The 11,804-nt window shown below is 64.3% G+C and carries 13 protein-coding genes and 1 pseudogene; 6 read left to right on the top strand and 8 right to left on the bottom strand.

Going from position 1 to position 11,804, the window contains the following annotated elements; all coding sequences use genetic code 11:
* Positions 1–244 (bottom strand): annotated as a pseudogene (locus SE92_RS08095) (hypothetical protein); the annotation flags it as partial.
* A gap of 223 nt (positions 245–467) precedes the next feature.
* Here SE92_RS08095 and SE92_RS08090 point away from each other — a divergent pair.
* The 3 genes from SE92_RS08090 (at position 468) to SE92_RS34690 (ending at position 3,224) form a co-directional block, all read left to right on the top strand.
* Positions 468–797 carry a DUF6949 family protein gene (locus SE92_RS08090; RefSeq protein ID WP_063195224.1) on the top strand — a complete coding sequence of 110 codons (330 nt, stop codon included), beginning with the start codon at positions 468–470 and terminating at the stop codon, positions 795–797.
* Positions 798–878: 81 nt separating this feature from the next.
* Positions 879–1,409, top strand: coding sequence for a gamma carbonic anhydrase family protein (locus tag SE92_RS08085; protein WP_063195223.1), 531 nt, complete (start codon positions 879–881; stop codon positions 1,407–1,409).
* A gap of 117 nt (positions 1,410–1,526) precedes the next feature.
* Positions 1,527–3,224 carry a PAS-domain containing protein gene (locus SE92_RS34690; protein WP_084251771.1) on the top strand — a complete coding sequence of 566 codons (1,698 nt, stop codon included), beginning with the start codon at positions 1,527–1,529 and terminating at the stop codon, positions 3,222–3,224.
* A 28-nt stretch (positions 3,225–3,252) separates the two neighbouring features.
* On the opposite strand, the gene SE92_RS36545 is transcribed toward SE92_RS34690, so the two are convergent.
* Complete coding sequence (locus SE92_RS36545; protein ID WP_198172584.1) at positions 3,253–3,417, bottom strand: hypothetical protein; 165 nt, start codon at positions 3,415–3,417, stop codon at positions 3,253–3,255.
* A gap of 93 nt (positions 3,418–3,510) precedes the next feature.
* Here SE92_RS36545 and SE92_RS08070 point away from each other — a divergent pair, with 93 nt between their 5' ends.
* Positions 3,511–3,822: a hypothetical protein gene (locus SE92_RS08070; RefSeq protein ID WP_063195222.1), complete on the top strand. Its 312-nt coding sequence runs from the start codon at positions 3,511–3,513 to the stop codon at positions 3,820–3,822.
* Positions 3,823–3,926: 104 nt separating this feature from the next.
* Positions 3,927–4,301: a hypothetical protein gene (locus tag SE92_RS08065; protein WP_063195221.1), complete on the top strand. Its 375-nt coding sequence runs from the start codon at positions 3,927–3,929 to the stop codon at positions 4,299–4,301.
* A 189-nt stretch (positions 4,302–4,490) separates the two neighbouring features.
* Here the strand turns inward: SE92_RS08065 and SE92_RS08060 are convergent, their stop codons facing one another.
* Positions 4,491–4,985, bottom strand: coding sequence for a hypothetical protein (locus SE92_RS08060; RefSeq protein WP_063195220.1), 495 nt, complete (start codon positions 4,983–4,985; stop codon positions 4,491–4,493).
* A 268-nt stretch (positions 4,986–5,253) separates the two neighbouring features.
* A complete protein-coding gene (locus SE92_RS08055; protein ID WP_245324503.1) occupies positions 5,254–6,066 on the bottom strand; it encodes an outer membrane protein in 813 nt (270 codons plus the stop codon).
* Positions 6,067–6,497: 431 nt separating this feature from the next.
* Between SE92_RS08055 and SE92_RS08050 the strand changes: the two genes are divergently transcribed.
* Positions 6,498–7,769: a DUF892 family protein gene (locus tag SE92_RS08050; RefSeq protein WP_063195218.1), complete on the top strand. Its 1,272-nt coding sequence runs from the start codon at positions 6,498–6,500 to the stop codon at positions 7,767–7,769.
* A gap of 105 nt (positions 7,770–7,874) precedes the next feature.
* Here the strand turns inward: SE92_RS08050 and SE92_RS08045 are convergent, their stop codons facing one another.
* The 4 genes from SE92_RS08045 to SE92_RS08030 are packed head-to-tail and all read right to left on the bottom strand — an operon-like array spanning position 7,875 to position 11,773.
* Positions 7,875–8,606 (bottom strand): aspartate/glutamate racemase family protein, encoded by a 732-nt coding sequence (locus tag SE92_RS08045; protein ID WP_063195217.1) that lies wholly within the window; start codon positions 8,604–8,606, stop codon positions 7,875–7,877.
* A gap of 36 nt (positions 8,607–8,642) precedes the next feature.
* A complete protein-coding gene (locus SE92_RS08040; RefSeq protein WP_063195216.1) occupies positions 8,643–9,521 on the bottom strand; it encodes an ABC transporter permease in 879 nt (292 codons plus the stop codon).
* Between the two features lie 3 nt (positions 9,522–9,524).
* A complete protein-coding gene (locus tag SE92_RS08035) occupies positions 9,525–10,478 on the bottom strand; it encodes an ABC transporter permease (protein ID WP_084251770.1) in 954 nt (317 codons plus the stop codon).
* 5 nt (positions 10,479–10,483) lie between these two features.
* Positions 10,484–11,773: an ABC transporter substrate-binding protein gene (locus SE92_RS08030; RefSeq protein WP_063195215.1), complete on the bottom strand. Its 1,290-nt coding sequence runs from the start codon at positions 11,771–11,773 to the stop codon at positions 10,484–10,486.
* Positions 11,774–11,804 lie beyond the last annotated feature (31 nt).

The raw sequence follows: 11,804 nt of genomic DNA, 5'->3' as shown, positions 1-11,804 counted from the left end.
GCCCGGAGTGCCGCTGGATCTTCATGCGGATCGCGGTCACCGGCAGGTTGAACAGCGTGCCGCCGACGCTCACCGGCAGCTTGTCCGGGGCGTTCGCGCCGCTCGGACCCCAGGTCGGCCACAACAGATAGGCGACGAGCCCCACGGCGCAGGCCGCAGCAAGGCCGCCGAGCACGATCGGCACCACGTGCGCGCGGGCGCGCGTGCGGGGGGATCTGAGGGGAGCTGCCGAAAACACCGTCATGAGCCAAGCGCAAGTCGAGCGGGAGGTCGGCCGGTGGCCGACGAATCAGCGGCGAATATGCCATGCGGCGGCGATTTCGCGCAGCGTTCGCGGCCGCAGGGAACGGGACGGCCCCTGCGTCGGAGGGACAGCGGTGTTAACCTTCCCTTAAGGATAATGTAGCGTTAACCAGCACGATTTGTCACAGGAAGGCGGTGGCGTTGCGTTAGGGCGGACCGTTCCGATGACACCTGAAGCTTTCAATACCTTGTTCTCGATCTGCATTGGTTTCGCGCTCGCGGGCGCGCTCGTGAACGGATACCAGGCGCTGGCGCAGCGGCCCGCCGGCTTCGGCCTGTTGCAGGACGGCGTGGCGCCGAAGACCTTCGCGGCGGTGCCGTTCCTCGTGTTCGCCGCGCCCTTCATCATCATGCGCAACACGCTGCGCGGCATGCGCGTGGAAAGCCGCCGCGCCGAGTTCGTGATGATGGCGACCCTCATCGCCGGCTTCTGGAGCATGATGAGCGGCACCTTCTTCCTGATGACGCTGCGCGCGGCCGGCGTTCTGGGCTGACGCCGGGCAGGATCGTCCAGCGGCCTTTGCCTCTTCGCCGCCGTTTCGCTATGGCTGGGGTCGACGTGACAGGAGACCCCCATGGCGATCTACGAGCTCGACGGGCAGGCGCCCGACCTTCCCGCCGACGGCAATTACTTCATCGCCGAGACCGCCACCGTGATCGGCCGCGTGCGCCTGAAGCCGGGTGCGAGCGTCTGGTTCGGCGCCGTGCTGCGCGGCGACAATGAGTGGATCGAGATCGGCGAGGGCGCCAATGTGCAGGACGGCTCGACCTGCCACACCGATCTCGGCTTTCCGCTTCACATCGGCCGGAACTGCACGGTCGGCCACAACGTCATCCTGCATGGCTGCACCGTCGAGGAGGGCGCCCTGATCGGCATGGGCTCGATCGTGATGAACGGCGCCAGGATCGGCCGCAACAGCATCGTCGGTGCCGGTTCCGTCATCACCGAGGGCAAGGAATTTCCCGAACGTTCCCTGATCATCGGCTCGCCGGCGCGCGTGATCCGCACGCTCGACGATGCGCAGGTGCAGCGCATGGGCAGCGCGGCCAAGTTCTATGTCGCCAACGGTCCGCGCTTCCAGAAGGGCCTGAAGCGGATCGGTTGACGTATCGGCCGGCCGGCCGCCCGGTTCCACGCCGTAAAAATACCGCTTGAAACTTTAAGCCCCCGCTAGCGCCGCAGCGGTACCATGGGTGTTTTCAACCCTAGGGGGAGCTGCGCCATGGACGCTGCGGCACCGGTATCCGGCCTCGCCGCCGGAACCAATTTACTGAAGAAATTCGTTCGCTTCGCGCGCGGCGCCGACACGCTGACCGTTGCGGAGAAGGTCTACAGCATTGCCGCCTTCCTTGCGATCGTCACCACCTTCCTCTTGGTGATGTCGGTCCAGTCGGTGCGGTTGCAGACGACGTATCGCCACATGCATTCATCCTCGGCCGCGGCGGCGATCGGCGTCGGGCGCATCAATGCGCTGATCTATTCCATCGTGATGGAATCGCGCGGCATCTACATGTCCACCGATCGTCGCGTGATGATGCCCTACGCGGACGGGCTGATACGGCGCAACCGCGAGCTCGCGGAGGCCGTGAAGAACATGGAGCGGACCGTCAGCAACGACGATGCCGAGCAGTTCGCTGCATTCCGCCAGCGCATCTCGCAGTTCATCGAATTCCGCCAGGAGCTGGTGCGGCGCGGCGTCGAGATCAGCCCGGCCGCGGCGCGCGAATGGGGCGACAACGACGCCAACCGGACCGTGCGCAGAAAGCTCACCAGCGATATCGAGGCGCTCGAGCGCATCTACCAGCAGCGCGCCCGTGATGCTGACGCGCTCGCCAACGAAAACCGTTACGCGGCGGCCTATCTGTTCGCGCTCGGGCTCCTGGCGCTTGTCCTCGCGGGCCTGAACGTCGTCGTCATGCGCGGCTCCGTCGTCGGCGCGCTCGCCGATATCACGCAGGCGACCGACCGGATCGCGCAAGGCGACGTCAAGAGCGAGGTGCCGCATCTGCGCCGCCACGACGAGATCGGACGTCTTGCGCGCGCCGTGCAGAATTTCCGCGACGCCGTCGCGCGCATCTTCGAGCTCGAGGAGCTCGAGCTCGGTACCGCGCAGGCGCGTGACGCGGCGAGGACCGAGCGCGACAATTTCAACGACAAGTACCAGGCCAAGAAGTGGCAGCTTTCGGCTGCGATCAACAGCATGCCGCAAGGTCTGGTCATGCTCGACGGCAAGGCCAATGTGGTTGCGATGAACTCCAAATACCGGCAGATCTACAATCTGCCCGAGACGATCCAGGCTGGATCGGCGACGCTCGAGGAGATCCTCCAGCACCGGGTCAAGAGCGGATTGTTCAGCGGCGACGTCCCGAAATATGTCGCTGCCGTTCTCGACCGCATCGCCAAGCGCGAGCCGGCGGCCTACGAGATCGCCTTGAACGACGGCCGCATCATCAAGATCTACGAGCGTCCGATGGACGGCGGCGGCTGGGTGTCGGTGCAGGAGGACGTCACCGAACAGCGTCAGCGCGAGCGCATGCTGGAACGGATGGAGCGCTTCCTCGCCACCATCATCGAGAACGTCGCCGAGGGCATCATCGCCAAGGATGCGCGCAATTTGCGCTACGTCTTCGTCAACAAGGCCGCCGAGAAGATGATCGGCATGACGCGCGGCGAGATCATCGGCAAGACCGCGCGGGAATTGTTCTCCGCAGAGGCGGCCGCACTGATCGAGCGGCGCGATCAGCAGCTCCTCGCGCAGAAGCAGCAGCTCGAGCCGATCATCGATACCATCGACAATCCCGCGCGCGGCCGCCGCGTGATCTCGGCCCGCCGGGTGCAGATCGGCGGCGCCAACGAAGAGTCCCACATGTTCGTGACCATGGTCGAGGACCGGACCGAGAAGATGGTGGCGGCCGCGTAGCCGTCGGCACGCCGCGCAAGGCGACGCGTCAACTTCCTTCGGACTCGCCCGCTTCGATTCCGCCTGCGACCTTCTCGTAGCCAGCGGCCCACAGCGCATGCTCGTCGCTGCCGTCGTGATAAGGATTGGCCTCGGCCGGAATGTTGTCGCGCGCGGCGCGTTCGCCCTCCGCAAAGGGATCGCGATCGGTCATCTTGATTTGCCTCCTCGGCTTTCAAGCCGATGCGACGGCATTTGTTCCGGAACTGGACTTCGCCGCGGCGGTTGACCGGTAAAGGAGAATTCGATGGCCGCATCGCGCGCAACCGCCTCGCTCAAGACCATGATCCTGATCTTCGCGCTCGCGGCGGTGCCGGCCGTCGCCTTCGCGCAGGCGACCGGCGGTTCTGCCGGATCGACCGGAGGCTCGGCGGGATCGGCCGGAGGTGTCGCCAACTCGCCGGCTCCTCCGCCCGGCACCAACAGTCTCGGCACGGCGCAGTCGTCAGGGCCGGGCGCCGGAGGCGGCGCCGCCACGGGCGGTGGGACGGATGCGGCCGTCGCGGCCGAGAACCGCATGCTCGACAAGAAGCTCAAGAGCATCTGCCGCGGCTGCTGATTGCTCGCGCGGAAGTGAGGCAGTGTGGCTGTCCGGAATGCCCGAGTGACGTTAGCTTGGTCCTGCTTTGAAGCGTGGAGCGTGTTCACGCAGAGGATCGAGTGATGTTGCGCAGGATGATGATGGCGGCGCTGGCCGTTGCGGCAATCGGGGTGGCGGTGCCGCAGGCGGCCCAGGCAGGGGGCTTCGGACATGGCGGGGGTCATGGCGGCGGATGGGGCCACCATGGTGGTGGCTGGGGCCACGGCGGCCATTGGCATGGCGGTGGATTCTGGCCGGGCGTCGCGATCGGGGCGGGCATCGCCGGCGCGGGCTACTACGGCGGCTATTACGGCTATGGGTATGGCTACCCCTATTACGCCGTTCCCGACGACTATGGTCCCGCCTACAACGATGGCTACGGCGGCTGCTACGTGGTGCGAAAGCGGGTCATGACGCCTGCGGGATGGCGATACCGCCGCGTGGATGTCTGCGAATAACGCCTCGCCGAGAGGCTGACCGACCAAAAAACAAGGCCGTTGACGCAGTATACCGTCAACGACCTTGCCAGCCCCGGACATTGAAATCGGCTCACGCCATCCGGTAAGGGCGAGCATCGCGCGGAATCATACGGGCGAATGTGATCCAGTTCACAAGTGGCGAAATTAAACTCCGGCCGCGTGGACCGATCAGCCGCGCGAACGCTTGCGGGCGCTGGCCTGGACGCGGTGCCGCGCCGGTTTCCTGCGGGTAACCGCGGGCGCCTCAACCTCGGTCGATCGCGCGCTGGCGAAGGATTGCCGCAGGCCGTCGATGGACTCGTTCAGCGATGCGACCTGCTCGGACAGACGCTTGGTGTCGGCCTGCTGCGCCGCCATCAGCCGCTTCATGGTCAGAAGCTGATCCTGCACCACCTGGAGCTGGTCGATCGATTCCTGCTGGGTCGCCTCCAGCCCCTTGGTCTTCTCGACCAGCTGCTCGGAGGCCTGTGCGGTCCGCGCCTGGAGCTGCCGCGATGCCACCACCCGGTCGGTCTCGGGGGCTGCGCCAGTATAGGCCCGCCAGATCGCGATTGAGGTCACCCCCGCGATCAGAAGCAGGAGCGCTGCGGCGGTCAGCGCGATGGGCTGGGCGCCGAGACGAAGAAGCGGATTGGACGGTGTGTCCTGGGCGAGATCGATCATCGCTGACAAAACCCAAATTGAAACTTGGTGAGTGGCGAAGACCGGCAGCACGAGAACGCAGAACAAGGCGGCCGGGGTGGTCCCGAAAGTGTTACTGTTCGGCAACAAATGGGACCAAAAAGAGGCTGGCCCGTCCAAACCAAACAGAATTCGCCAAAAAGAGGTTCTGAGATACCGACTTGCTTGTCGATGCAACGGCATGCAGCCGGCCCCGTCCAGGCAGGCAATGCCGATCTGGTTCGACGGAGCGCGAGTCGGTGATTCCGCTTCAGAACTTGTAGGCGAGGCCGACCGTAGCGGTGTGGGTGCGGGCCGTGACGTGGGCCGTGAAACGGTCGTCGAAGCCAATGCCGGTCCCGCCAGCAGCGAAGAACGTCTGGGTCAAAGTCCCGAAATCGGCGTAGCGATAATCGATGCGAGCCAGCCAGTTACCACCAATCATGTGCTCGACGCCGGCGCCGATGGTCCATCCAAGCCTCGTCGCAGCATAGGTTTCGTTGTGAGAACTGCCGAAGCAGAACGAATTTCCGGGAACGACCGTGCAATTGGCACTCAGCTCAAGGCGTTGCCACGCGAGGCCGCCGGTGCCGTAGAGCAGGGTGGTGGGCGCAACCAGATAGCCGAGACGTCCGCGGATGCTGCCGTCCCATGTTTCCTTCGCCGTGCCAGTTGGCAGACCAACAAGCGGTGCGCCGAAAAAGAGCCCGGCTGTCCCGGGGACGGGATTGGTCGTCTTGCTGTTGTTGGCCCACCCAAAATCGGCCTCGACGCCGGCAACCCACGATGTCGAGACCTGCACATTGTAGCCGAGATAGCCACCGAACCTGGCCGCGACGGCGTCCATTGCGCCGCCGGTACCGGCCGTTGGGACGAATGCGCCGGCGCCGAAGTTCGGTGCGATGTCGCTGCTCTGCCAATCGTTGTCAGTCCAGCGGGCGCCAATCGATACGCCGGCATAAAATCCCGACCATGACGGCGCGGCCTGCCGCGCTTTCACGGGCATGTCAGCGGCAAGAGCCGATCCCGCCAACGCTGCCGAAGCCAGCGCTCCCGCAAGCCCTGCAATCAAGTACTTCGCCACGCTCAGCCCCCGGTACTGTATCGAATCAGTCGCCAATACGCGGAACGCTCGCAGTTCCCAGCATGCGCTGCAACTCTCGTGGAGCCGGTCGCCGCAAATGCGGACGTGCTGGCTATTCCGATACCGCTCGCTGGGCCAGCATGTTCAGCGCTCACGGCTGAAAGCGGCTTCGTGATCCAGCACAGGTCTTCGGCTACGGCGCGCGCGCACTTCGGGGCCCAGCCTGACGAGCGATTCCGCCGGCGTCACCCCAGCAGTGACGTCGCCGAGATTTCCGCGGAGATCTCTGCGGGCGCATCTGGGCGCGGACGGTGGGCATACCGAGCGTCGTCACCACGGCAAAGCGCGAAGATAACTCCGCGGCGATAGGAACAAGAGCAACTCGGACTTGTTCGGAAATCATCCTCCTTCAAGCCAAGGGCTTCTCCCCAATGTATCACCACGTCAAGAAACTGATGTTCACCGTTCGCGTCGACGAGCCGGACCCCCGCTTCGGCAACATGCTGCTCGAACAATTCGGCGGCGCCAACGGCGAGCTGGCCGCCGCCATGCAATACTCAATTCAAGGCCTCAATTGCGAAGATCCGGACCGTAAGGATCTGTTGATGGACATCGGCACCGAAGAGCTGAGTCATCTGGAGATCGTCGGCACACTGGCACGCATGCATCTGAAGCCGTCGAAATTCGATCGCCAGGCGGCCGAAGCCGATCCTTTGATCGCGATCGCCGGAGGCGGCGGTGTCAATCTGTTCAATTCGCAAGGCAATGCCTGGACTGCCGATTATCTGAAGATCACCGGCGAGCTCGACGTCGATCTGCGCAGCAACATCGCAGCCGAGGCCCGGGCCAAGATCGTCTACGAGCGGCTGATCAATTTCTGCGACGATGCCGGCACCAAGGACGCCCTGCAATTCCTGATGACCCGCGAGATCACCCATATGAAGGCATTTGCGCTGGCGCTCGAAAGCATGGGCAAGCCCGCCTTCAGCATCGGCCGCATCGCGCCGACGCCGGGCCTGGTCAACCAGTTCTTCAACGATTCGACGGGAGCCGGCGATCACGGCGAGATCGACACCCGCGGCCCCTGGAATGAGGGCGGCGACTGGGTCTTCACGGACTCGCCCGCGATCCAGGCTGGCGAACCCGGACCGGCGAACGGCATCGTGACTGAGAGTTCTCCGCCGGTCGACGAAGCCGGGCTTGGCGATCTCCTGCTCGACGAGCTTCGCGATATCCTTCACGCGGAGAAGCAACTGACGAAGGCGCTGCCGAAGATGGCGGAAGCGGCGCGTTTCGATCAGCTGCGCGAGCTGTTCGAGGTTCATCTCGCCGAAACCGAGACGCAAGTCGAGCGCATCAACGAATGTTTCGAGCTGCTCGGCAAGACCGCGCGGGCCAAGCCCTGCAAGGGCATGATGGGCCTGGTCGAGGAAGGACAGGAGATCATCGACGAAGGCGAAAAGAAGGAGGACGCGGCCGCTGACCTCGCCTTGATCGGCGCGGCGCAGCGCGTCGAGCATTACGAGATCGCCGGCTACACCACCGCGCGCAACCTCGCCCAACAGCTGCGCCACAGCGCCATCGTCGCGCTGCTGTCGAAGTCGCTGGCGGAGGAAGAGAACGCGGATCAGTTGCTCAACCAGGTCGCGCGATCTCTGATGTCGGTGGCGAAGATGCCGGCTGCGGTGGAGCAGACCGAGTAGCGGGATCTTTGATCTAGCAGATCGAACGTCGGCGGCCGGCGTGCCTCATCAGAGGCGCCGGCCGCCGAATTATTCGCACGGAGCGGACGGCCGTGTGAGCCTAGTCTAGGGCTCAAATTGCGAGAACGGCCCGGAATAGGTCTTTGAGCGCGGCGTCGCATAGGGCCCGAGTCGGGAGGTCTTCAACCCCAGCCGCATCAGCGCCTCCGCCAGCGTCACCGCCGCCGCGACGCCGTCGATCACGGGCAGGCCGTGCACAGCCGCGAGTTCGGCTGCGAGATCGGCCATGCCGGCGCAGCCGAGCACGATCGCCTCGGCGCGGTCGTCGCGGATCGCGGCCGTGATCTCCGCGGAGATCTTGCCGAGCGCGACCGTGTTGCGCTCTTCCAGCGCGAGCACCGGCACCTCGGCGGCGCGGACGCGGGCGCAGCGCTCAGCGAGGCCGTATTTCCGCAAATTGTGCTCGATCGGGACGATGGAGACACCGAGTGTCGTTACCACGGCGAAGCGCGCCGCGATCAGGCTCGCCATGTGGAAGCCGGCTTCGCCGATGCCGATCACAGGCGCCTTCGCGGCTGCGCGCGCGGCATCGAGGCCGGTGTCGTCGAAGCAGGCGATGATGTGGGCGTCCGCGCCGTCGCGATCGGCCTCGCGGATGCAGCCAAGCATGCCGGGCACGGCGAAGGCTTCGTCGTAAAAGCCTTCGATCGAGACCGGACCCATCGTCGGCTGCCGCGCGTCGATCACCGTGCCCGGCAGGGCGATGCTGCGCGCCGCAGCGGCGATCTTCGCCGTCATCGTCGCGGTGGTGTTGGGATTGACGACGTGCAGCCGCATCAGATCCGACGAGCCTCTTGTCAAACGAGTCCTCTGCTAGACCAGACCCTGGCCCGCGTCGGAGCCCTTGGCCGCCTGGCGCTTGTTGAGCACGTGGATGGTGCCGAGCGCAAGCGTGATCACCGTGAATGAAACGGCCGAGATCACGGTGCCGAGCGCGTAGATATCAGGATTCGTCACTGTCGTCGTGAGGCCCTGAAGATCGAGCGGCAACGTATTCACCGCTCCGATTGCCTGGCTGGAACGCGCGAGCTCGTCCCAGGACAGCGTGAAGCCGAACAGGCCGATGCCGATCACCGATGGCAGGATGATCGGCAGCACGACATGGCGAAACGTCTGCCACGGCGTCGCCCCGAGATCGCGCGCGGCTTCCTCGAGGCGCGGGTCGAACCGATTGAAGATCGCAAACATGATGAGCAGGCCGAACGGCAGCGTCCAGGTCAGATGCGCGCCGAGCCCGGAGGTGAGCAGGCCCATCGAGGTCTCGAAATTCTCGTTCCAATGCGCCTTGATGAGGTCGTCGATGATGCGGAACTCGAGGGAGATGCCGAGCGAGGTAATGATCGACGGCACGATCAGGCTGGCGATCGCCGAGTAGAACAGGATGCTTTGCGCCTTGAACTTCCTGCGGAAGGCCATGCCGGCGGCGACCGACAGGACGACGGTGACGATCATCACGATGACGCCGAGCAGCAGCGAGCGGCGGAAGGCCGCGCCGAGATCGACGATGCCGGTGCCCTGGAACAGTTTTGCGATCCAGAACGTCGAGACGCCGTTCATCGGGAAGGTGAGGCCGCCTTGCGGTCCCTGGAACGACAGCACGTAGATCGCGATCATGGGACCGTAGAGGAACAGCACATAGGCCGCGAAGAAGATCGCGAGCACGTAGAACGAGCGCGGGCGTCCTTCCTTCATGCCCTAGAGCTCCTTCTTGATGTCGACGATGCGCGACATCATGGTGATGATCAGGAAGGTGATGACGAGCAGGATGACGGCGTTGGCCGCCGCGGCCGGGAATTGCAGCGCATTGACCCGCGTCTCGATGATCTTGCCGGCCGCCGCGATCTGTTGGCCGCCCATCACGCCGATGGTGATGAAGTCACCCATGACGATGGTGATGACGAAGATCGAGCCGATCACGATGCCGGGCTTCGCCAGCGGGATGATGACGTTGACCAGCGTCTGGAAGCCGGTGGCGCCGGCGTCATAGGCGGCCTCGATCAGCGACTTGTCGATGCGGATCATCGAGTTGAAGATCGGCACCACCATGAAGAAGGTGAACAGGTGGACCAGCGCCAGTACCACGGAGAATTCGGAGAACAGCAGCCATTCCAGCGGATGGTTGATCAGACCCGTCTTCACCAGGCCGGAATTGACGAGCCCGTTGCGCCCGAGCAGCGGAATCCAGGCGATCATGCGGATCACGTTGGAGGTCCAGAACGGGATCGTGCAGAGCAGCGACAAGCCCATCTGCCAGGTCTTGGACTTGACGTGGAAGGCGAGGAAATAAGCGACCCAGAACCCGATGAACAGCGTGATCGCCCAGACCATGAAGCACAGCTTCAGCGTCTTCAGATAGGTCTTGCCGATCGTGCAGAGATCGGGGAGCTGCGCGAGGCAGCCTTCGAACGTGTCGGTGTAGCCGCGGCCGGAGAACGCCGGCAGCAGCTGGTATTCGTTGTAGTCCCAGAACGAGACGATGACCACGAACACCAGCGGAATGAGGAAGAAGGCGAGAAACACCAGCATCATCGGCCCGGCCTGAAGCCAGGAGATGAAGGACGGCGACAGCCGCGTCGGTTTCGCGGCGCGCGCTGTGCCTGACCCCGGGATCAAGCCCGGGGACGCCTGTTGCAGGACTTCTTCCGACATGTCCGTTACGCCGCGATGAACTCGTTCCACTTGCGGACCATGTAGTCGTTCTCGTCCATCACGGCGTTCCAGCAGGCAACGCCGCCCATGCGGTCCTCATAAGAGCCGCCGTCGCGCACGGCGCCGGCCTTTTCCAGCAGCGAGCCGTCGGGCGCCTTGATGTCCTTCTCGGCCGGCTTGCCTTCCATCCAGTAGGCCCACTCGTAAGGCTCCATATGCGCCTTCGCGGTGGAGAGCACGGCGGAGTAGTAGCCCTGGCGGTTGAGATAGGCGCCGGCGTAGCCGGACAGGAACCAGTTCACGAACTCGTAGGCCCATTCGAGCTTCGCACCCGACACACCCTTGGAGACGCAGAAGCCGGAGGCCCAGGAGCGATAGCCTTCCTTCAGCGGCTGGAAGGTGCAGGGGATGCCCATCGAGCGCACCTTCGTCACCGCCGGCGACCACATCGACTGGATCACGGTCTCGCCCGACGCCATCAGGTTGACGCTCTCGTTGAAGTCTTTCCAGAACGCGCGGAACTGGCCGGCCTTCTTGGCCTCGGTCATCACCTTCATGGTGAGATCGATCTCTTCCTTGGTCATGTTGCCCTTGTCGGCATATTTGTACTTGCCGGTGGCTTCCACGACCATCGCGGCATCCATGATGCCGATCGAGGGGATGTTGAGGATCGAGGCCTTGCCCTTGAACTCGGGGTTGAGCAGCTCCGACCAGGAGCTGATCGGCCGCTTGATCAGGTCGGGACGGATGCCGAGCGTGTCGGCGTTGTAGACGGTCGGGATCAGCGTGACGAATTCGGTCGCCGACGTCGCGAACTTCTTGGAGTCCTTGCCTTCGAGGTAGAGCACCTTCCAGGGCGCGGTGCCCTGGCCGCCGATCTTCTTGCCGCCGGGCGTCTCGCCCTTGGTGAAGACGGGCGTGATGTTGTCGAACTGTTTGATCTTCTTCGCGTCGAGGGCGAGGATGTTGCCCGACGGCACGATCTTCTTCAGCGAGAAATATTCGGTGTCCAGCACGTCGAAGGAGTTCGGCTGGGTCATCACGCGCTTGGTGACGTCGTCGGTGGTTGCGGTGATGTATTCGATCTTGATGCCGGTGTCCTTCAGGCACTGCTTGGAGATGTCGTCGCCCTCGTTCACGGCGGTGCCGAGATAGCGCAGCACCTTCGCGTCGGCCGACTTCACATAGGGAAAGCCGGTGATGGCGCCGGAGCCGGCGGCAAGGCCGGCGAGACCAGCGGTGCCCTTGAGCAGCGTACGGCGGCTGACGCCCTTCGTCCCAGTGGTCTTGCTCATGTCAGTCACTCCTCTGTTGCGCATTCCAGTG

The sequence above is a fragment of the Bradyrhizobium sp. AT1 genome (assembly GCF_001590795.1).
Lineage (GTDB): Bacteria > Pseudomonadota > Alphaproteobacteria > Rhizobiales > Xanthobacteraceae > Bradyrhizobium.
This window is presented reverse-complemented; position numbering and strand designations above follow the sequence as displayed.